General features: G+C 76.1%; 16 protein-coding genes. 10 read left to right on the top strand and 6 right to left on the bottom strand.

The window, feature by feature from the left end; genetic code table 11:
• The first annotated feature begins 349 nt into the window (after window positions 1–349).
• The 5 genes from OO48_RS22075 (at window position 350) to OO48_RS22055 (ending at window position 10,245) form a co-directional block, all read left to right on the top strand.
• Window positions 350–1,405, top strand: a complete 1,056-nt coding sequence (locus OO48_RS22075) for an ACP S-malonyltransferase (RefSeq protein ID WP_033218927.1) — start codon at window positions 350–352, stop codon at window positions 1,403–1,405.
• Between the two features lie 85 nt (window positions 1,406–1,490).
• Window positions 1,491–2,336 carry an ACP S-malonyltransferase gene (locus OO48_RS22070; protein WP_033218925.1) on the top strand — a complete coding sequence of 282 codons (846 nt, stop codon included), beginning with the start codon at window positions 1,491–1,493 and terminating at the stop codon, window positions 2,334–2,336.
• A gap of 86 nt (window positions 2,337–2,422) precedes the next feature.
• Window positions 2,423–6,082 (top strand): type I polyketide synthase, encoded by a 3,660-nt coding sequence (locus OO48_RS40765; protein WP_051732459.1) that lies wholly within the window; start codon window positions 2,423–2,425, stop codon window positions 6,080–6,082.
• Window positions 6,079–9,000, top strand: coding sequence for an MATE family efflux transporter (locus OO48_RS36515; RefSeq protein WP_081952284.1), 2,922 nt, complete (start codon window positions 6,079–6,081; stop codon window positions 8,998–9,000). The genes OO48_RS40765 and OO48_RS36515 overlap by 4 nt, the downstream gene beginning before the upstream one ends.
• A gap of 288 nt (window positions 9,001–9,288) precedes the next feature.
• Window positions 9,289–10,245 carry a cytochrome c oxidase assembly protein gene (locus OO48_RS22055; RefSeq protein ID WP_033218978.1) on the top strand — a complete coding sequence of 319 codons (957 nt, stop codon included), beginning with the start codon at window positions 9,289–9,291 and terminating at the stop codon, window positions 10,243–10,245.
• Window positions 10,246–10,391: 146 nt separating this feature from the next.
• Here the strand turns inward: OO48_RS22055 and OO48_RS22050 are convergent, their stop codons facing one another.
• A complete protein-coding gene (locus tag OO48_RS22050) occupies window positions 10,392–11,837 on the bottom strand; it encodes a DUF2254 domain-containing protein (RefSeq protein WP_033218923.1) in 1,446 nt (481 codons plus the stop codon).
• Between the two features lie 147 nt (window positions 11,838–11,984).
• On the opposite strand from OO48_RS22050, the gene OO48_RS22045 reads away from it, so the two are divergent.
• Window positions 11,985–12,281 carry a hypothetical protein gene (locus OO48_RS22045; RefSeq protein ID WP_033218921.1) on the top strand — a complete coding sequence of 99 codons (297 nt, stop codon included), beginning with the start codon at window positions 11,985–11,987 and terminating at the stop codon, window positions 12,279–12,281.
• 24 nt (window positions 12,282–12,305) lie between these two features.
• Here OO48_RS22045 and OO48_RS22040 read toward each other — a convergent pair whose 3' ends face one another.
• A complete protein-coding gene (locus OO48_RS22040; protein WP_033218919.1) occupies window positions 12,306–13,019 on the bottom strand; it encodes an SDR family NAD(P)-dependent oxidoreductase in 714 nt (237 codons plus the stop codon).
• 71 nt (window positions 13,020–13,090) lie between these two features.
• On the opposite strand from OO48_RS22040, the gene OO48_RS22035 reads away from it, so the two are divergent.
• Window positions 13,091–13,678, top strand: coding sequence for a MarR family winged helix-turn-helix transcriptional regulator (locus OO48_RS22035; protein WP_033218917.1), 588 nt, complete (start codon window positions 13,091–13,093; stop codon window positions 13,676–13,678).
• 123 nt (window positions 13,679–13,801) lie between these two features.
• Here OO48_RS22035 and OO48_RS22030 read toward each other — a convergent pair whose 3' ends face one another.
• Window positions 13,802–14,296: a YbaK/EbsC family protein gene (locus OO48_RS22030; protein WP_033218916.1), complete on the bottom strand. Its 495-nt coding sequence runs from the start codon at window positions 14,294–14,296 to the stop codon at window positions 13,802–13,804.
• Window positions 14,297–14,503: 207 nt separating this feature from the next.
• Between OO48_RS22030 and OO48_RS22025 the strand changes: the two genes are divergently transcribed.
• Window positions 14,504–15,040, top strand: a complete 537-nt coding sequence (locus OO48_RS22025) for a helix-turn-helix domain-containing protein (protein WP_033218976.1) — start codon at window positions 14,504–14,506, stop codon at window positions 15,038–15,040.
• A gap of 34 nt (window positions 15,041–15,074) precedes the next feature.
• Here the strand turns inward: OO48_RS22025 and OO48_RS22020 are convergent, their stop codons facing one another.
• Entirely contained in the window at window positions 15,075–15,446 is a 372-nt protein-coding gene (locus tag OO48_RS22020) for a hypothetical protein (protein ID WP_157845506.1), read from the bottom strand.
• Between the two features lie 306 nt (window positions 15,447–15,752).
• Here OO48_RS22020 and OO48_RS22015 point away from each other — a divergent pair, with 306 nt between their 5' ends.
• A complete protein-coding gene (locus OO48_RS22015) occupies window positions 15,753–16,577 on the top strand; it encodes an alpha/beta fold hydrolase (protein ID WP_033218974.1) in 825 nt (274 codons plus the stop codon).
• Window positions 16,578–16,876: 299 nt separating this feature from the next.
• Here OO48_RS22015 and OO48_RS22010 read toward each other — a convergent pair whose 3' ends face one another.
• Window positions 16,877–17,515 carry a class I SAM-dependent methyltransferase gene (locus OO48_RS22010; RefSeq protein ID WP_033218914.1) on the bottom strand — a complete coding sequence of 213 codons (639 nt, stop codon included), beginning with the start codon at window positions 17,513–17,515 and terminating at the stop codon, window positions 16,877–16,879.
• Window positions 17,516–17,889: 374 nt separating this feature from the next.
• Here OO48_RS22010 and OO48_RS22005 point away from each other — a divergent pair, with 374 nt between their 5' ends.
• Window positions 17,890–19,125: a tRNA ligase subunit PheS family protein gene (locus OO48_RS22005; RefSeq protein ID WP_033218912.1), complete on the top strand. Its 1,236-nt coding sequence runs from the start codon at window positions 17,890–17,892 to the stop codon at window positions 19,123–19,125.
• 419 nt (window positions 19,126–19,544) lie between these two features.
• Here OO48_RS22005 and OO48_RS22000 read toward each other — a convergent pair whose 3' ends face one another.
• On the bottom strand, window positions 19,545–20,168 hold the full coding sequence (locus OO48_RS22000; RefSeq protein ID WP_033218910.1) for a GNAT family N-acetyltransferase: 624 nt from the start codon (window positions 20,166–20,168) through the stop codon (window positions 19,545–19,547).
• Window positions 20,169–20,342 lie beyond the last annotated feature (174 nt).

The raw sequence follows: 20,342 nt of genomic DNA, 5'->3' as shown, positions 1-20,342 counted from the left end.
GCGCCCGACGGCGATGGCGGACGAAGACAGGCGGCTGTGGGGAAATCTTCGCCTCAGTCGCGGACACCGTCAAGGAGCCCCCGGCTCTCCCCCGGGCCGCCGCCCGGCCCGGCGGCACCGGCGCGAATGTAAGTTTCATCGGCCTTTGACCGGCAATCACGGGCGGTTGCATATTGCTGCTCGAACAGCCGATCACGACTTCAGCCCGCCGCGGGCGGGATTCGCGGCGGTCCGGCGGGCCGGTGTCGCGGACGCCGCTCCGGGCGGCGCGCCTCCTACTACCGGTGAGGACATACCTGTGCGGGTGTTACTCCATTTCGGCGGGCTGGGTGATCCCGGAGGTCCGCCGATGAGCAGGCTCCGCGAACTGTTCCGGCAACAGCAGAATTCCCGTTTCTTCGCCTCGGCTTTCGCGGGCGTCGAGGCGGCCCTGGAGATCGTGGGGCGCGCGGAGTGCGCCCGTTTCCTGCCCGGCGGGCTGCCGGTGCGCGACTGGCTGGCCGGCTCCGACGACCGGCCGGTGCCCGCGGCGGCGCTCGGCTCGGTGGCCGAGGGCGTGCTGCTGCACCTCTACCAGCTGTGCGTCCTCCAGCCGGGGCCCGGCAATCCGCTGGCCCGGGCGGGCGGCCTCCGCCCGGTGGGGGCGGTCGGGCACAGCCTGGGCAGCTACGCGGCCGTGTTCTCGGCCCTGCCCGTCGAGGGCCGGCGGGAGTACGCGGCGGCGGCCGGCCGCTCGATCGCCCAGGTCACCGTGGCGCTGCTGCGCTGCCACCAGGTCGCCCCCGCGGCGCCCCGCCCGGACGGCGAGCTGCTGCGCCGACACGCCGCGCTCGGGCCGGGGGCCGGTGTGCCCGGGGCGATGGCCGCCGTCGTGGGCCCGCGGCGACCGGCGCTCGACGAGGCGATCGGGCGCAGCGGCGACGGCCCGGGCGGGAGGGTCGAGATCGGCCTGGTCAACTCGCCCACCTTCCACGTCCTCACCGGCGGCGCCGAAGCCCTGATGCGACTGCGGCTCGCCGAGGGCGGGCTCTTCGAGCGGCCCGGCACCCGCTGGACGTACCTGGGCGCCACCGCGCCCTTCCACAGCACGGTGCTGGCGTCCGCCATGCCGCTGATCGGCCGGGACGTCGACCGCAACTGGCAGCCCGTCAAGGGCGACGGCCTGACCATGCCGGTCTACGGCACCGGCACGCCCGCCAACCTGCAGTTCTCGCCCCACGTGCTGCACGAGGTGGCCGAGCAGCAGATGTGCCGCACCTTCGACTGGCCCGCCGTGGTCGACGCCGCGACGGCGGATCCGGCTCCGGACCTGGTCCTCGACATCGGCCCCGGCGCCTCCGCCGCCGCGCTGACGCGGTCGCGGCTGCGCGAGAGCGGATCGGCCGCGCGGTTCACCTCGCTCTGACCGACCGCGGGACCGGACGGCGCCGCGGGCGGAGGACCGACCCGCGGCGCGAGACCTTCACACCACGAGAGAGGGAGGGCGCGCCGTGCGCTGCCTCGTTTTCCCCGGCCAGGGCGTCCAACGCCGCGGTATGGGCGCCGAGTTGTTCGACCTGTTCCCGGAGGAGGTCGAGGCGGCCGACGCGGTGCTCGGCTACTCGGTCCGGGAGCTGTGCGTGCACGACCCCGAGGGGCGGCTGGGCGACACCCGCTACGCGCAGCCCGCCGTCTTCCTCGTCAACGCCCTGGACGCGCGGCGGCGCCTGGCCGGGGAGGGCGCGGGGGCCGAGCCCGTCGCCTGCTACGCCGGCCACAGCCTCGGCGAGTACAACGCCCTGGTGGCGGCCGGCTGCCTCGACCTGCTGGACGCCCTGCGCCTGGTGCGGGCGCGGGCGGAGGCCATGGCCGCGGTGCGCGGCGGGGCGATGGCGGCCGTGGCGGGGATCGGCGCCGACGAGGTGGCGTCGGCGCTGCGCCGGGGCCGGGTGCGCGGCGTCTACGTGGCCAACCGGAACTCCGACCGGCAGACCGTCGTCGCCGGCGGCCGGGACGAGGTGACCGGGGCCACCGGTGTGCTGCGGGAGGCGGGCGCCCGGGCGGTGGTGCCGCTGCCGGTCAGCGGCCCCTTCCACACCCCGCTGATGGCGCCGGCGGCCAGGGCGTTCGCGGCGGCCCTGGAGGGCCGGACGTTCCGGTCCCCCGCCGTCCCGGTGTTCTCCGGCGTCACCGCGGCGGCCTTCGACCCGGCCCGCGCCGCCGCGCTGCTCACCGCGCAGATCACCGCGCCCGTGGAGTGGGTGCGCACCGTGCGCGCGCTGCGGGCCGCCGGCGTCACCCGGTTCGACGAGGCCAACGGCACCACGCTCACCTCCCTGCTGCCCGCGATCGCCTGAGCGCCCGGCCGCGCCGCGCCCGCCCGACCGGGCGTCCGCCCGCGCCGCGCCCGCCTGTCTGCTCACCCGTCCCGAAGGAGAAGACCTTGAGCTCGGACATCGCAATCGTCGGGATCTCGGTGGAGGTGCCCGGAGCCCGGGACGTCCACGGATTCTGGGACCTCGTCGTCGAGGGGAGGAACCTCACCGGCCGCTTCCCCGAGCACCGGGCCCGGAGCATCGAGGACTACCTGCGCTACGTCTTCGACACCACCGTCCGCTCCCCCGGGGACGCCGCCATCGCCTACCGCGACGGCGCCTACCTGGAGCACCCGGAGTACTTCGACGCCGAGTTCTTCGGGATGACCCCGAAGCAGGCCGCGACCACCGAACCCCACCTGCGGCACGCGCTGCGCGCCATGTACCTGGCCCTGGAGGACGCGGGCCACCAGCCCTCCCGGCTGCGCGGCAGCCGCACCGGCGTCTTCGTCGGCTTCGCCGTCAACCCCGGTTCGGCCTACCTGGAGTACCTGTCGAAGATCGACCGGTCGCTGATCCAGCCGGCGCTCACCGGCAACGTGCCGACCATGATGGCCAACCGGCTCTCGCACCTGCTGGACCTGCGCGGTCCGAGCATGGTGGTGGACAGCGCCTGCTCCGCCTCGCTGGTCGCCGTCCACCAGGCCAAGAACGCGCTGCTGCTGGGCGACTGCGACACCGCGGTGGTCGCCGGGGCGCGCATCGTCAGCGCGCCGATCGACCACCCGGACACCCGGATCGGCATCGAGTCGTCCGACGGCCGCACCCGCACCCTGGACGAGCGGGCCGACGGGACCGGCTACGGCGAGGGCTCGGGCGCCGTCGTCCTCAAGCGCCTCGACCGCGCCCTCGCCGACGGCGACCGGGTGTACGCCGTCATCAAGGGCAGCGCCGTGAACCACGACGGCGTCGCCGGCGGGGTGACGACGCCCGACTCGGCCTCGCAGGCGGACCTCCTCAACACCGCCTGGGCGAACGCCGGGGTCGACCCGCGCAGCATCGGCTACATCGAACTGCACGGCACCGCGACGAGGTTGGGCGACCCGATCGAGATCGAGGGCCTGCGGCAGGCGTTCGCCCCGCACACCGAGGACCGCCGGTTCTGCGCGGTGGGCACGGTCAAGGCCAACATCGGGCACCTCTTCGAGGGCTCCGGCGTGATGGGCCTGATCAAGGCGGCGCTGGTGCTGCGCAACCGCCGACTGCCGCCGCTGGCGGGCTTCGAACAGCCCAACACCCGGATCGACTTCGACGACTCGCCGGTGCGCGTCCCCACCGGTGCCGAACCGTGGAGCAGCGAGCACGGCCCGCTGCGGTGCGGCGTCAGCGCGTTCGGGCTGGGCGGCACCAACTGCCACGTGGTGCTGGAGGAGTACGCGGCCCCGGCGCCCGTCGGGCCCGGCGAGTCCGCGCCGCAGCTGTTCACGCTCAGCGCGCACAGCGAGGAGTCGCTGCGGCTGCTGCTGCGCGCCTACGCGGAGTGGTTCGACCGCGGCCTGTTCGACGGGGTGGGCCTCGCGGAGCTGTGCGCCACCGTCCGCCGCTCCCGCGCCGGCCACCGCCACCGGATCGCCCTCGTCGTCTCCGACCTCGGCGAGCTGCGCGCCCGCCTGGAGGCGCTGGCCGCGAACCGGCTCGTGGACGCCGCGCCGTTCCACTCCAGCCACCCGGACTGGGCGTTCTGGGCGCCCGACCCCGCCGGGGCGGCCGGTCCGGAGACCGAGGCCCGGGCCGCCGCCTGGGCCGCCGGGGCCGACCTCGAACCGGACGTCCGCCCCGGCGCCGGCCCGGCCCCGCACCTGGTCGACCTGCCGCCCTACCAGTTCGACGAGCGCCGCGCCTGGATCGACTTCCCCGCCGACTGGCGGGAGGCCCTCGCGCTCGGCGCCCCGGCGGCCGGCGGCCCCGCCACCCACCAGGTGGTGTTCCGGCCCGCCGACGGCCCCGCCCCCGCCGCCGACCCCGCGGCCCGGGTGCTCGCCCTGGTCGACGGCTCCACCGGCGCCGAGGAGCTGCTCCGCGAAGCCGGTCTGACGGACGGGCAGCTGGTGCGCCTGCCCGACGCCCTGTCCGGCCCGGACGCCGACGCCTTCTACGAGGACCTGGCCGTCCGCGCCGTGGACGAGGACGTCACCCACCTCGTCCACGCCCTCGGTTTCGAGGCCGACCGGGCCGGGGACACCGCCGCCCTCGACGCCCGCCTGGGCAAGAACCTCCACGGCCTCTTCCGCCTCTCCCGGGCCCTGATCGCCGAAGGCGCCCAGCTGCACCTGGCCGTGCTCACCCGCACCGCCCTGGCCTCCCGCCGCGCCGAGCCCGGCGTCGTCGTCGAGAACTCCACGCTGGCCGGCCTGGCCAAGAGCGTCAGCCGCGAGTACCCCTACCTCACCGTCTCCGTCGTCGACACCGACGGCGCCACGCCCGCCCGCACGGTCCTCGACGAGGTCCTCGGCGCGGAAGCCTCCGTCGTCGCGCTGCGCGGGGGCGTCCGGCTGCGCGAGACGTTCGCCGAACTGCCGGACACCGAGATCGCCGACCGCGGCGACTACCTCAAGCCCGGCGGCACCTACCTGGTCACCGGCGGCACCGCCGGCCTGGGCCTCGCCCTGTGCCGCGAGTTCGCGGCCCGCCGGCCCGGCATCAACCTGGTGCTGCTCAGCCGCTCCGGTGCCGCCGGCGCCGGGCCGGACGAGGGCCCGGCCGGCGACGGCGACTCGCCCGGGGCCCGGCTGCGGACCGCCCTGCGGGAGCTACGCGCCCTGGGGGCGGAGGTGCTGGTGCTGGCCGCCGACGCGGGCGACCCGGCGGCCCTGGAGGCGGCCGTGGCCACCGTCCGGGAGCGCTTCGGCCGGATCGACGGCATCGTGCACGCGGCCGGCATCCCCGGCGGGGAGGTCATCACGCAGCGCTCCCTGGCGGACTTCGAGGCGGTGGTCCGCCCCAAGGTCCACGGCGCGTTCGTCCTCGACCTGCTGACCCGCGACGACCGGCCCGACTTCATCGTGCACTTCTCCTCCGTCGCGGCCGTGTTCCCCGCCATCGGGCAGGCCGACTACGCCGCCGCCAACCAGTTCCTGGACACCCTGGCGGAGTCCGAGACCGACCCCGACTGCCACGTCATCGCCTTCGACTGGGTGTCGTGGAAGGAGACCGGCATGGCCGTCCGCAGCCACGCCAACGTCGACACCACCTTCAAGGCGCTGCCCACCGCGCTCGGCCTCTCGATCGCGGACACCGGCCTGCGCTCGGACCGGGCCCGGGTGTTCGGCGGCGAACTGCACTACGAGGGTGACTACGCCGACGCCCTCCCCGGCTACCACATCGCCCTCGACCCGCCGATCGCCGCGAAGATCGAGGAGGCGGCGCGGCGCCGCGCCGCGCACCGCGAGCGGACCGCCGGGCAGGTGCGCGCGGAGATCGAGCAGCTGCCGGTCGAGCTCACCGGCCGCCCCGACGGCCGGTACACCGACACCGAGCTGACGATCGCCCGCTGCTGGGCCCACGTCTTCGGGTTCACCAGCATCGACGTCGACGCCGACCTCTTCGACCTCGGCATCGACTCGATCACCGGGATGTCGCTGGTGGCCACCGTCGTCTCGGTGCTGGGCATCGAGATGCGCAGCAGCGACCTCCTGGTGGACCGCACGGTCGCCGCCCAGGCCAAGCTCGCCGACGAGCGGGGCCCCGCCACCGGCACCGGCACCGGCACCGACGGCCACGCCGGATGAGCGAGGCGACCCGTACCGGACCGTCCGGGGGCGGACCGCCCCCGGACGCCGCCCCCGCCGCGCAGGGCTCTCCCGCCGCGCAGGCCGCTCCCGCCGAGACCACGGCGGGAGGGGCCGCAGCGGGAGGGGTCGGGGAGCGGGGGCAGCGCGACCTCACCCGCGGCCCCGTCCTGCGTTCCGTGCTCGGCTTCGCCGTGCCCCTCACCCTGTCCAACCTGCTCCAGCAGACCTACCTGCTGGCCGACGGCGCCGTCCTCGGCCACTGGGTGGGGGTCGACGCCCTCGCCGCCGCCGGCGTGGTCCAGCCGGTCTACTTCCTCGCGGACGGCGTCTTCCTCGGCCTGACCACCGGTTTCGCCATCCGGCTCGCCCGCTTCACCGGCGAGCGCTCCCGGCGCGGCCCGGCCACCGTCGCCACCGCCCTGGCGCTGGCCACCGCGGTGTGGGCGGCGCTGTGCTTCCTGGCCGTCCAGACGGCCGGCGGCGCCCTGCTGCGGCTCACCGGGGCGCGCGGCGCGGTCCTGCACGACGCCCAGGTGCTGCTGTCGACGCTCAGCTACGGCTTCCCGGCCGTGTTCGCGGTCTCCGCCGTCTTCGCGCTGCTGCGCGGTCTGGGCGACTCCCGCGCCCAGATGCGGCTCATGATCGGCAGCAGCCTCGGCAACGCCGTCCTGGCCTGGTTCTACGTCGTGGTGCTCCACCTGGGCGTGGCCGGCGCCGGCCTCGCCACGGTCACCGCCGCCACCGGCACCGCCGCCGCCGGGGCGGTCCTGCTGCGCCGCCGGGGCGGTCTGGCGGTGCGCCGCTCCCACGGCTGGGCGGGCGTGCGGGCCGAGGCGGTCGCCGGGCTGCGGCTGGGCCTGCCCGGTGCCGCCCAGCAACTGCTCATCGCCCTCGGCATCGTGGCGCTGATCCGGATCGTCGCCCCGCTCGGCCCGTCGCTGCTCGCGGCGGTCACCGTGGTCGGCCGGCTGGAGTTCTTCGCCGCCACGGCGTTCCTCGACCTGTCGGGCGCGCTCACCGTCTTCACCGCCCAGAACCTCGGCGCCGGCCGACCCGACCGGGTCCGCCGCGCCGTGCGCCGGACGCTGCCCTTCACACTGGCGCTGGCGCTCGCCGTCAGCCTCGCCGTGATCGTGCTGCGCCCGGTCGTCGCCGCGGCCGCCACCACCGATCCGGTCACCCGGCACCTGGTGGAGCGCTACATCCTCGTCACCTACCCCTGCTTCGCGCTCTACGCCGTCATGGCCGTCGTGCACGGCGCGCTCAACGGCATCGGCCGCACCGTCGTGCCGCTGGTGTGCACGCTCGTGTCGTTCGTCGCCGTCCGGCTGCCGCTGTCGTACCTGCTGCGGGTGCGGCACGGCGCCGACGGCGTCATGTGGGCCGTCGACCTCGGCTGGATCGTCGGCGCGCTGTACACCGCGTTCGCCGTCCGCCGCCACCTGGGCCGTCCGGGCCGCCACCCGGCCGGGCGGCCCGCGTTGCCCGGGGTCCCCTGGCGGCGGGTGCTGGCGCCGCTGCTGTGCGCCTGCGCCGTCCTGGTGGCCGCCGCCGGCCGGTACGGCTACTTCCGGGACGAGCTGTACTGGCTCGCCGCCAGCCGCCACCTCGCCGCCGGCTACGACGACCAGCCGCCCCTGGTGCCGCTGATCGTCCGGGTCGAGACCTGGTTCGGCGGCGACTCGGTGCAGGTCGTGCGGATCGCGCCCATGCTGTTCGCGGTCGCCACCGCGCTGATGACGGTCCTGTGCGCCCGGGAGCTCGCCGGGCCGGACGAGCGGCGCTCGCACCGCGCCCAGCAGATCGCCGCTGTCGCCGTCTCGGCCTCCGTGCTGGTCCTCGTCGAGGGGCACCTGTTCACCACCGCCAGCTCCGGCCTCTTCTTCTGGTCGGTGGCGATCTGGCTGGTGCTGCGGATCCTGCGCACCGGCGACCACCGGCTGTGGTACGGCTTCGGCGCCGTGCTGGGCGTCGGGATGCTCAACAACGACACCATCGTGATGGTGCCGCTGTCGCTGCTGGTCGCCGCCCCGCTCACCGGCCGCACCCGGCTGCTGCGCGAGCGCGCCGTCTGGCTGTCCGTGCTCCTGGCGCTCGCCATCGCCTCGCCGGACCTGCTCTGGCAGGCGGCGCACGGCTGGCCGCAGTTCACGATGGCCGGCCACCTGTCCAGCTGGGCCAAGCGGCTCACCGCCCTGCCCCTGCAGGTGGAGGCCGCCACCGCGCTCACCTGGCTGTGGGTGGTGGGCTGGCGGCTGGCCTGGCAGGACACCCGCTACCGGCTGCTGGCCGTCGGCTACGCGGTGACCCTCGCGATCGTGGTCGTCTCCGGCGGCAACTTCTACTACCCCATGGGCTGGTACCCGTTGCTGCTCGGCGCGGGTGCCGTCCGGCTGGCCGACCGCTGGCCGAGCGGGCGGCGCTGGTTCGCCGCGTCCGCCGCGGCCGCCGCCGCCGTCACCCTCGCCCTGGGGCCGCCGCTGCTGCCGGTGTCCGCCTACCGGCACCTGATCGCGGTCAACCCGTTCAACGCGGACTCCATCGGCTGGCCCGAACTCGCCCGGGAGGTGGCCGAGGTGGAGCGCCGGCACCCCGGCGCCACGCTGCTCGCCGTCAACTACGGCGAGGCCGGGGCCCTGGCCCACTACGGCCCCGCCCTCGGCCTGCCCACCGTCTACGCCGACCACAACGGGTACAGCCACTTCGGCCGGCCCACCGGCGTCTCCGCCACCACCATCGCCGTCGGCTACGACCCCCGGGCCCTGCGGCCGTACTGGCGCAGCTGCGTCGTCGCCGGGCACGTCGACAACGGCCAGGGCGTCCCCAACATCGAGCAGGGCCTGCCGATCCTGGTGTGCACCGGGCAGGAGTACACCTGGGAGCAGCTGTGGCCGCTGCTCAAGCACTACAACTGAGGCCGCCCGGCCGCCCGGCGCGGGATCGGTCGACTCCGGTCGGCGCCGGCGGCCGGGGCGCTCGCGCGGGGTGGCCCGGCGGGGCGCGTCCCGGGCCTCGGGCAGGTGCGCGCCCCGGGCCTCGGACGGGGGCGCTCACCGGACCGCGGTAAGCGGCGCCTAGGCTTGGCCCGAACGAAACCGGACCAAACCGGACCGGGCCACACCGGGCCGGTCGGGCCGCCGCTCGCGCGGCCCGGTCGGCATGGACGAAAGCGGGGCCGCCCGATGGGCGACGGCATGACGGGGATGCACCACCACGGAGGCGGGCCACTCCCCCCCTTCTCCTTCTCCCGCGCCCTGGAGTGGTCGCCCGACTGGCCCTACCTGGTGTTCTGCGTGCTCGCCCTCGGCCTGTACCTGGCCGGCGCGGTCCGGCTGTGGCGGCGCGGCGACAAGTGGCCGGCCGGCCGGGTCGTCGCCTGGACGGCCGGTGTCGGCACGGTGCTGCTGGTCACCAACACCGGCCTGAACGACTACGGCATGGTGCTGTTCAGCGCCCACATGATGCAGCACATGGTGCTGTCCATGCTCTCCCCGATCCTGCTGCTGCTCGGCGCCCCGATCACCCTCGCGCTGCGCGCCCTGCGCCCGGCCCGCAAGGGCAGCGGCCGGGGCCCGCGCGAGCTGCTGGTCGCCCTGCTGCACTCCACCTACGTGCGGGTGGTCTCGCACCCGGCGTTCACCATCCCGGCGTTCATCGCCAGCCTGTACGTGCTGTACTTCACGCCGCTGTTCGACTTCCTGATGCAGTACCGGGTCGGGCACCTGGCGATGATGCTGCACTTCCTCGCCGTCGGCATGCTGTTCTTCTGGCCGATCATGGGCGTCGACCCGGGCCCGCACCGCCCCGGCTTCGTGATGCGGATCATCGAGCTGTTCATGGGCATGCCGTTCCACGCCTTCTTCGGCGTCGCGGTGATGATGGCCTCCGGGCAGCTGGTGACCACCTTCACCTCCGAACTGGCGCCGCTGGGCACCAACCTGCACGACGACCAGCAGCTGGCCGGCGGCATCACCTGGGCGTTCGGCGAGATCCCCACCGCGATCGTGCTGATCGCGCTGACCCTGCAGTGGGCCAAGTCCGAGGAGCGCCAGGCCCGGCGCCGCGACCGGGCCGCCGACCGCGACGGCGACGCCGAGCTGGAGGCGTACAACCGGTACCTGGCCTCGCTGGACAAGTCCGCCAACCGCGCCGCCGGGTAGCGCCCCGCACGGCACCGCGAACCGCCCGGGACGGCTTCCGTCCCGGGCGGTTCGTCTCGCTCCGCTCCCCGTTCGTTGCCGCGTCCCCGTTCCCGTGCGCGTCCGACCGAGGTGGTTCGGAGCGGTTCGGAGCGGTCCGGGGCCGGTCAGCCGATGCCCTGGCGGTCGGGGGTGAGGGCGAAGAGGCGGTTGTCCTCGTCGGGGACGGCGGCGGCGACGGTGCGCTCCAGCAGCCGGCGCTGGAGCAGCAGCGGGGGGCGGCGGCGCTCGGGGGTGATCCGCAGCAGGTCGTCGAGGGCGGCGGCGAGGCGGCGGGTGACCTGGGGCTGGGCGGCGGCGCAGATCCGGATCTCGGTGAACGCCAGGTCCACGGTGGCCTCCCAGCCCGGCACCGGCTGGACCAGCCGGACCGCGCCGTCCTTGTCGCGGTGGCGCAGCTCGCCGAGGTGGACGGGGGCGAGGACGGCGAGCAGCTGGTGGATCCGGTCGACGGCCTGCACGGCGGTGGTGGGGTCGTTGACGGCCGGGGACAGCGCGCGGACGGCGATGTCGACGAGCTGGCGGAAGCCGAAGCTGAGGTCCTGGTGCATGGTGCGGTCGACGCCGACGTTCAGCGCGGTGGTGATCCGGCGCGGCCGGGGCGGGGTGCCGCCGACCACGACCACGGTGGGGGTGCCGGGCGCGATGAAGTCGCCGATCCGGGGCACCTGGTACAGCACGGTGCCGTGCCGCCGGGCGACCCGGATCAGCCGGCGGATGTTGACGTCGCGCAGCACGCCGCCGCGGCCCTCGTGCAGCAGGACACGGCCCGGCGGGACGGATCCGGGCGTCGGGCCGAGTTCGGGGGCCAGCCAGCGGTAGGCCTGCAGCACGTGCAGGGACTCCCGGCTGACCCGGTCGATCACGTGCGGCACCCGCAGCAGGCGCAGCGTCGTCTGCACGTACAGCACGAACAGCGCCAGGCTGAGCATCACCATGGCGACCGCGACGATCGTGGAGACGATGGGCACCGAGACCGCGCGGGACGGGTCGGTGGTGTCGTCGTAGCCGAACTGGACGAGCAGGGTGTAGACGAAGGTGGCCAGGCAGGTGGCGAAGGTCGCCTTGATCAGGCGGCTGCGCACGTACAGGCGCAGCACCCGGGGGCTGAACTGGCTGGCGGCCATCTGCAGCGAGACCAGCGAGATGGAGAACACCACGCCGATGAAGGTCAGCATCGCGGAGCTGACGGTGGAGACCACGCTCTCGGCGGCCGAGCTGAAGGACAGCAGGGTGTCGGTGGTCTGGTCGGCGGAGGCCGCGGCGAAGATCTCCCGGTCCAGCAGGTCGGTCAGTCCGGCCAGCAGCACCGCCCCGACGCAGGTCAGCAGCGGGGCGAACCAGAACGCCTCGCGCAGGTGTTCGCGCAGCGGCGAGAGCGCCCGGTAGCGCGGCCGACGGCGCTTGGCGCCGTACTGCGACGTGCCGCGCTCCCACGCGCCCCGTCCGTCGGCCTGCCCGTCGTTCCGCTCGCCGGCCTGCCCGTCGTCCCGCCCGTCGCCGTGCCCGTCGCCGTGTCCGCCGCCGTGTCCGCCGCCTTGCCCGCTGCTCATCGGGCCAGGCTAGCGGCGGGTGCGGGCGGCGCCCGGGAGGGACGCGGGGGCTCCGGAGGGTCTTCCCGGCGGGTGCGGTGATCCGGAAAGGGGTAGATCGCGCGGGAGCGACGGCGGCCGGCCGTCCGCGACGGAGAGGAGCGGGTGTTGGACGCCGAACTGCAGAAGGCCGTCACCGGGCTGGACGAGACGCGGAACAGGCTCCGGGACGAGGTGACCACCCCGTTGCAGGCCGGCCGGGGCCGGTTCCCGGAGGCGGACGAGCACCTCCTGCTGGGGTCGCTGGCGGCCGTGGTGGAGTCGCTGCGGGAGCTCGCGGACATCGCCGTCGAGCGTCGCAGCACCCGGGTCACCAGCGGGCCCGCGCGGGCGGCGTACGTCCACCTGAAGGACGCCGCGGGCCTGCTGCGCGACGCCGAGCAGCAGGCCCGGCGGAACCGCTGACGCCGCTGACGCCGCCCCGGGCGGTCAACGGGTGGTGTGCGCACCGCCGTTGACGTGCAGGGTCTGGCCGGTGAGGTGGCGGGCCCCGGGCGAGGCGAGGAAGTGCGCGGTGGCGGCGATGTCCTCCACGGTGCCCGGGCGGCCGTCGTGGGTCTCCTCGATCAGGGCGCGGCGGCGCTCCTCGGGGATGGCCCCGCCGAAGAAGCCGGTGCCCTCGACGTAGCCCGCCGCGATGACGTTGCAGCTGACCCCGCGCGGCGCCAACTCGGCCGACAGCGCGGCGTTCCAGGCCGCGAGGGCGGCCTTCGCGGCCCCGTACGCGCCGCCGCGCCGCTCCGCGCCGATCGAGCCCAGGCTGATCACCGTGCCGCCCGGGGCCAGGACGGGGCGCACGGCCTCGGTGGTGAGGACGGCGCCGAGCAGGTTCTGCGCGAGGTTGGCCTGCCAGGCGGCCAGCAGGTCGCCGAGCGGGGTGCCGGTGGCGGGCCCGGCGGGCAGGCCGCCGGCGGCGTTGACCAGCACGTCCAGCGTCCGGAAGCGGGCGGCCAGGGCGGCGGTGGCCGCCGGGTCGGTCGCGTCGCAGACCACCCCGTGCGCGCCGAGTTCCGCCGCCGTCCGCTCCACCGCCTCCGCCCGCCGTCCGGTCAGGTGCACCTCGGCCCCGTCGGCGGCGAACCGGGCCGCGACGGCGCGGCCGATGCCGCTGGTTCCTCCGGTGACGAGCACGGTACGGGTCACTGCGTCCTCCTGCGGCCGCGACTGCTACGTTTAGCACTAAACATAGCGCGGGAGCAGCAGGAGGCAAGCCCATGGCCGAGCCGACCGACGGAGCCGGGAGCGCGGACGGGGCGCTCGGCGGGGGTGGACCCGGGGACGGGGACGGGGCGCCCGACGGCCGTTCGGCGGCGGCGATCGCGGCCGCGTGGCAGCGGGAGCGGCCGGGCACGCCGACCGACTCGATCGAGATCGTCACGCCGATCTGGCAGCTCGCCAAGCTCTTCGCGGACGACCGCAACCGGGTGCTGCGCGCGGCCGGGATCGACGCGGCCACGCTCGACCTGCTGGCGGTGCTGCGCCGCGCCGGAGCACCGTACGAGCTGACCACGCGCGAGCTGACCCGGCGGACGCTGGTCACCGCCGGGGCGATCTCGCAGCGGGTGGCCAGGGCGGAACGGGAGGGCCTGGTCCGCCGCTCCCCCGACCCGGCCGGCGGGCGGGCGGTGCTGGTCGCGCTGACACCGGACGGGCACGCGCTGATCGAGCGCTCGGTGGACGCCGTACTGGGCCGGGAGGCCACCCTCGTCACCGGACTGTCGCCCGCCGAACGCGCCGCGCTCGCCGGGCTGCTCGACCGCCTGCTCGCCGACCTGCGCGGACGGATCGGCCCCACCGGCTGACCGCCCGCGCGGGCGGGGCGACGGTGCGCGCGTGGCACCGGGGCCGCCGACGCACGGGGGCGCGGCCCGTCCGCGCGGGGGCAGCGGGGGCAGTGGTGCGGCCCTGTCCGGGGTGCGGGCGGGTCAGGGGCCGACCGGGAGGACGGTGCCGCCGGTGAGGCGGAGCAGTTCTTCGGCGGTGGTGGGGAAGACCGTGTGCGGGGTGCCGGCGGCGGCCCAGACCCGGGGGTAGTCGGAGAGGGCCTGGTCGACGACGGTCGGCAGCGGGCGGGGGTGGCCGGTCGGGGCGACGCCGCCGATGACCTGGCCGGTGGCCTCCCGGACCTGCTCGGGGGTGGCCCGGCGCAGCGGGCCGCGACCCCAGCGGGCGGCGAGGGCGGCGGTGTCCACGCGGTGACGGCCGCTGGTGAGGACGAGCACGGGCTCGCCGTCGGAGACGAACACCAGGCTGTTGGCGATCGCGCCGATCTCGCAGCCGAGCGCGGCGGCGGCCTCGGCGGCGGTGCGGGCGGAGTCGGCCAGCCGACGGACCTCCCCCGGGATCCCGGCGGCCGCCAGGGCGGCGGCGACCTTGGCGCTGCTGGCGTGGAGGGGGGCGGCGGTCGTCACTGGTTCCACGGAGGGCTCCTCGAAGTACCTGTCGTTCCCTATACGGAACGTTCCGTATGTGGAACGATAGACCTCGTGAGAGCAACGGATCAACCGGTTTCGACGAGCACCGCGGTCGTGGCGGCGACCGAGGCGGTGAAGGCGCCGAGGGCGACGGCTACCACCACGGCCACGACCTCGGCCTCGGCTCCGGCGAGTGCCGAGCTCTCGGCGCGGATCGGCCTGCGGCTGCGCGAACTGCGCACGGCCCGCGGCCTCTCGCTCTCGGAGCTGGCACGGCGTTCGGGCGTCGGCAAGGCCACCCTGTCGGGGCTGGAGTCCGGCTCGCGCAATCCCACGCTGGAGACGCTGTACGCGCTGACCACCGCGCTCGGCCTGCCCCTGAGCGCCGCGCTGCAGGCGCCCGAGCAGGCCGCCCGGGAGGGTGCGGCGGGGCGGGCACCAGGCCCGGCGGTGTCCGGGCGGGTGCTGGACGCCGTGCTGCTGGAGCGGTTCGAGGACGCGGCGGCGGTGTCGGAGACCTACCGGGTCCGGATCCGGCCGGACGGGGTGCGGCGCTCGGCGGCGCACCCGCCGGGGACGGTGGAACACCTGGTCGTCCTCTCGGGCACCGCGCTGGTCGGCACCGAGGAGGCGCCCGTCGAGGTCGCCCCCGGCGGGCACCACACCTGGGCGGCGGACGTCCCGCACCGCTACGAGGCGCTGGCGCAGGACGTCGAAGCGCTGCTGGTGGTGCGCCACCCGCACGGCTGACGGCCCGTCGGCCGCCCGCGCGGGCGCCGCGCCGTCAGCCGATCGGCGCCCGCGGCTGGATCACCCGCACGTAGCCGGTGTCGGGGCCCCGGTCGTACCAGGCGGCCCAGCTCTCCGCCTTCGACGTCGGCAGGTACTCCGGGGTCTCCTCCTGGGCCGCGCCTGTCGTCGACCGGGTGGTCGTGGTCGCGGCAGGCGGGCGGCCGGGCCGGAGCGCCGGGTGTGCGGGGCCGGGGCCCTCCAGCACCCAGCGGGCCTCCTCGATCGGCCCGAACCGGTTCATCGGCCGGGCCACCGGTTCGGTGCCGGTGCGCACCCCGGTGGAGACGAAGCTCGAACCGGTCTCCTGGAACTGCCACTCGCTGTCCGCCCGTTCCCGCACGCCGCTGTCGCCCGGCATCACCACCCCGCGAGGGTGGCCCCGATCGCGCGGGACATGACCGCGACGCAGAGCGCCACCGCCGCTCCGAGCCCCGGCGGCGTCCGTCGTCTCATCGTTCCTCCTGCGCACGGCGGTCGGGCCTCCGTGCTGTCGCGCGGGCCGGGCGGCTCCGTACGCCCGCAGGAGGGTCCGGGCCCGGCGGGCGCGCCCCTGGAGGCCGGGGCCGGGGCGGCGTGGGGCCGCCGGCGTTGTTCATGGTCCGGTCCGCGTGCGATCCTCTCCCGTCGAGGCCGCCGCCCCGTGGCGGCCCGGGCCGACGAGGGGGAACGGGTGGCGGGTACGGGTTGGAAGGCGCGGACGGTCGTCGGCGCGGGCGTCGAACTGCACTGCCGGGACTGGGCGGGCGACCCGGCCGGGCGGCCGGTCCTGCTGCTGCACGGGCTGGCCGGGCACGCGGGCGAGTGGGACGCGCTGGCCGGGGCGCTGGCCCCCGCGCACCGGGTGGTGGCGGTCGACCAGCGCGGGCACGGGCGCTCCACCCGCCGTCCGGGGAGCGTGGACCGGGCCGCGTACGTGGCCGACGCGCTCGCCGTCGCGGACCGGCTCGGGCTCGAACGGCCGCTGCTGGTCGGGCAGTCGCTCGGCGGCCACACCGCGCTGCTGGCCGCCGCCGCGCACCCGGACCGGTTCGGCGCCCTGGCCCTGGTGGAGGCCGCCGCCGGACGCTCTCCCGGCCTCCCCGAGCAGGTCGGCGGCATGCTGCGCGGCTGGCCGCTGCCCTTCCCGGACCGGGCCGCCGCCGTCGGGTTCTTCGGCGGCGGCCCGGTCGGCGAGGCGTGGGCGGACGGGCTGGAGCAGCGCCCGGACGGCTGGTGGCCGCGCTTCGACACCGAGGTGATGGTCGAGTCGCTGGCCCCGCTGGCCGCCCGCGACCACTGGGCCGACTGGGCCGCGCTGACCTGCCCGACCCTGCTGGTGCTCGGCCGGCGCGGCATCATCCCGGCCGCCGAGACGGACCGGATGCTGGCGCTGCGCCCGGAGGTCCGCGCGGTCAGCCTGCCGGGCGCGGGCCACGACGTGCACCTGGAACACCCGGCCGAACTGAGCCGCCTGCTCGCCGAGTTGCTGCACGACCTGGACGCCGGAGCGCTCTGAGCGGGCGGAACGTCGGGGCTCGCCGGAACTCTCCGGGGCGGATCGCCAGGGGTGGACGGCAGATTGCGGCCACGGCCGCCCCCTCTCCGAGGACGAAGCCCCGCTCGGCCGACGGATCGGAGAGCCGCCGGCCGAACAGACCGGGGCCGCCCGGCGGGGCCTCGAACGCCCGCACCCGGCGGCCGACGGTAGGTGAACTCCCGTGCGCGGCAGCGCGGTTCACGCCGGGATCGCCAACGACCCGGCGGGGGAAGCACGGTGCTCGGTCGCGAGTGAACTCCCTTGCTCCGCAACGGGTTTCACGCGGTGAGCGTCAGCGTCCCCTGCGGGAAGCGTTCGCCCTCGGCGGGGGCGCGCAGGGTGCGGGCGGTCTCGGTGAAGCCGGCCTCGCGGAAGAGGGCGCCGAGGGCGTCGACCGGCCAGCGGTGAGCGGTGGTGACCTTGTGGTCGAAGGGGACGGGGAAGTCGGTGTCGCCGAGTGCGGGGTCGGCGGCGAAGAAACCGGTGTACAGCTGCCCGCCCGGGGTCAGCACGCGGTGCAACTCGGCTAGCACGGTGGGGAGTTCGGCGGGCGGGAAGTGGATCAGCGAGTAGCGGGCGAGGACCGCCCCGAGGCTGCTGTCGGCGAGCGGGAGCGCCGTCAGCGAGCCCCGCACGAACGGCCGTTCCGGGTGGGCGAGTCGGGCCTGGGCCAGCATGCCGGCCGACAGGTCGAGACCGAAGGTGCGGACGCCGAGCCCGGCGAGCAGTTCGGTCGCCTCTCCCGGTCCGCAGCCGAGGTCGCCCACCGGCAGCCCGCGCTCCGCCACGGCGGGCGTGCCGGCCAGTCGCCGGATCGCCGCCAGGTCGCCCGCCCGGCCGCCGAGTTCGCCGCGGAACAGGTTGGCGTACAGCTCCGCCACCGCGTCGTACGCCGGCCCGACCCCGCCGTCCGGCACCGGCGGCTCCGTCGCTGTCGGTTCCGTGGCAGCCGACTCCGTCACCGTCGGATCCGTCCCCGTCATCGCCGCCCCCGCTCCTGTCGTCCGGAGGCCCCAGCCAACCACAGGTGCGGGTCGGGGTCGAAAACGTGTTGCGGGCGGGGGCGGCGGGGTGCCTAGACTCCGGTCATGGCCGCCGTAGCGATCTCTCGCCGATTTACCGGCCCCCCGGCTCCCGATGGGTGCCGCAGGGGGCGGGTTCCGTTGCGCCGGTAGGGAGTTCGGCGGATCGGTTCGGCCCGGCGGCGGGTCGTGCCCAGGGGCCGGGGGGTGTGGTGCTCCCCCCTGCGTCCCGTCCCGATCCGCTCTTCCGTCCTGGCCTGGAGTCCGCCATGTCCGTCCGTCCTGCCCGTGCCGCCGTCCGCCTGCTCTCCCCCGAGCAGCTCGCCCGTGATCTCGCCGTCCGCGACCTGACCGATCCGGCCGCCGGGCCGCACGCCCTGCAACTGGTCGTCGACCGCGCGGTGGCGGCGCTGGCCGGGCGCTGGGGCTGCCCGGTGCGGGTGCACCGGGGCGAGCGGGTGGTGACCGTCGCCGACAACTACGACCACCTCAACTACCGTGCGGACGACGTCACTCGGGACGCCCGCTACACCCGGTACGTCGACGGGGGGCGGATGCTGCGCAGCCACTCCAGCGCGCTGGTGCCGGGCGCGCTGCGGGCGCTGGCGGCCGAGGGGGCGGACGCGCCGGAGAGCGTGCTGCTGGTCTGCCCCGGCGTGGTGTACCGGCGCGACAGCATCGACCGGCTGCACAGCGGCACCCCGCACCAGCTGGACCTGTGGTACCTGACCCACCGCCCGGTCCCGGCCGGTCCGGCGGACCTGACGGGGATGATCGCCGCGCTCGCGGGCGCGCTGCTGCCGGGCGCCGAGTACCGCACCGAGGAGCGGGTCCACCCGTACACCCTGGCGGGGCGCCAACTGGACGTCGCGGCGGGCGGGAACGAGGGCGGGAGCGGGGGCGGACCCGGCGGCGGGAACAGCGGCGGGGGCGGCGGCGAGTGGGTGGAGATCGCCGAGTGCGGGCTCGCCCACCCCGAGGTGCTGGCCGGGGCCGGGCTGGGGCCGGAGTGGAGCGGGCTGGCGCTCGGCATGGGCCTGGACCGGGTGCTGATGCTGCTCAAGGGCGTCCCGGACATCCGGCTGCTGCGTTCCACGGCGCCCGGCGTCGCCGCCCAACTCACCGACCTGGCCCCGTACCGGCCCGTCTCGGCGCGGCCGGCGGTCCGCCGCGACCTGTCCGTGGCGGTGGACGGCGCCGACCTGGCGGAGGACCTCGGCGACCGCGTCCGGGACGCCCTCGGCGCGGACGCGGACTGCGTGGAGACGGTCGAGATCCTCTCCGCCACCCCCTGCCACGCGCTCCCCCCGCAGGCGCGGGCCCGCCTCGGGGCCCGCCCGGACCAGCACAACCTGCTGGTCAAGGTCGTCCTGCGGCACCTGCACCGCACCCTCACCGACGCGGAGGCCAACGCGCTGCGCGACCGGGTCTACGCGGCCCTGCACCAGGGCGCCGTCCACCAGTGGGCCGCCGGCCCGGCGGGCGGCGCCGCTCAGCCCCGGTAGGGCGGGGCGAGGGCCCCGTCCCGGCGCGGCACCGGCGCGTCGAGGACGGGGGCGGGGTGGGCCCGGCGTACGGGTGCGCGGATCGCGCCCGTGGCCGCACCGCCCGGAGCGTGAGGGCGATCCGTGCGTGCGTGCGACCCGGCGCGTGCGTACGGCCCGATCACCACCCGGCCGGTGTCGGCGGCCGGTGCCCGGCGCACGGATGCACGACCGCATCAGCCGGGCGCACGCGGGGAATCCAGCCGTTGACCGCACCCGCCGGCGGCGGCCCGCTCCGCCACCGCCCGCATCGAGGAGGGGCAACGTGGCACCGCAGAAAGCTCCGTCCGGCAAGCCGACCGGGATCGGCGGCGCGCCCCCGCCGCCGCCCGGGCCGGCCAACCCGCCTCCCCCGCACGGGAAGTGAGCCGGCCGCCGGGTCAGCGGCCGTAGCGGGCGACGCGCTCCCGGAGGGCGGTCTTGGCCCGCGGCCACTCCTCGTCGGTGATCGAGAAGATCGCGGCGTCCCGCAGCCGGCCGTCCTCGCCGGGGGCCCAGGAGCGCGACCACTTGCGCAGGACGCCCTCGAAGCGGGCGCCGACGGCGGCGATGGCGGCGCGGGAGCGCTCGTTGCGGGCGTCGGTCTTGAGGTCGACCCGGCTGACGCTCCACCGCTCGAAGGCGTGCTGGAACAGCAGCAGCTTGGACTCGGCGTTGATGCCGGTGCCCTGGGCGGACGCGGCGAGCCAGGTGAAACCGATCTCGACGGCGTACAGGACGTCGCTGTCCGGCAGGGTGCGCGGCTCCCAGAAGGCGGTGGTGCCGACGGCCCGGCCGGTGGCCAGCGAGATCTGCGCGTACGGGGCGAGCCGGCCGGTGGCGACCCGGGCGTGCTGGGCGTCGATGTAGTCGGCGACGCCGTCCGGCTCCGGCACCCAGGTGAAGCCGTAGCTGTCCCGGCTCTCCCCCGCCGCCCGTGCCAACTCCCCGGCGTGCCGGTGCTCCAGCGGTTCCAGCCGCACCAGTCCGCCCTCCAGCACCGGGCCCTCCAGTCGGTACACCATGTCTGCTCCACCCCTCGGACGCGCGGCCGCCCCGCCCCCTGACGGGAGCGGCCGGGTCGATCGCGTCGATCGCGTCGGTCGCGTCGGTCGTTGGGCAGCAGCGAACCGGGTGCCCGGTGCCGCGTCAACGGAGTTTCGCCCTCGCCCGCACCCGCGACCCGCCCACCGCCTGAA

The organism is Kitasatospora phosalacinea (assembly GCF_000716545.1).
Classification (GTDB): domain Bacteria; phylum Actinomycetota; class Actinomycetes; order Streptomycetales; family Streptomycetaceae; genus Kitasatospora; species Kitasatospora phosalacinea.
Note: the sequence above shows the minus strand (reverse complement) of the source record. Positions and strands in the feature narration are given on the sequence as shown.

What these genes read in the sequence shown, in the direction of transcription:
- OO48_RS22075 (WP_033218927.1), top strand. Translation starts at nt 350, where the DNA reads ATGAGCAGGCTCCGCGAACTGTTCCGGCAACAGCAGAATTCCCGTTTC.
- OO48_RS36515 (WP_081952284.1), top strand. Translation starts at nt 6,079, where the DNA reads ATGAGCGAGGCGACCCGTACCGGACCGTCCGGGGGCGGACCGCCCCCG.
- OO48_RS22055 (WP_033218978.1), top strand. Translation starts at nt 9,289, where the DNA reads ATGCACCACCACGGAGGCGGGCCACTCCCCCCCTTCTCCTTCTCCCGC.
- OO48_RS22050 (WP_033218923.1), bottom strand. Translation starts at nt 11,837, where the DNA reads ATGAGCAGCGGGCAAGGCGGCGGACACGGCGGCGGACACGGCGACGGG.
- OO48_RS22035 (WP_033218917.1), top strand. Translation starts at nt 13,091, where the DNA reads ATGGCCGAGCCGACCGACGGAGCCGGGAGCGCGGACGGGGCGCTCGGC.
- OO48_RS22005 (WP_033218912.1), top strand. Translation starts at nt 17,890, where the DNA reads ATGTCCGTCCGTCCTGCCCGTGCCGCCGTCCGCCTGCTCTCCCCCGAG.
- OO48_RS22000 (WP_033218910.1), bottom strand. Translation starts at nt 20,168, where the DNA reads ATGGTGTACCGACTGGAGGGCCCGGTGCTGGAGGGCGGACTGGTGCGG.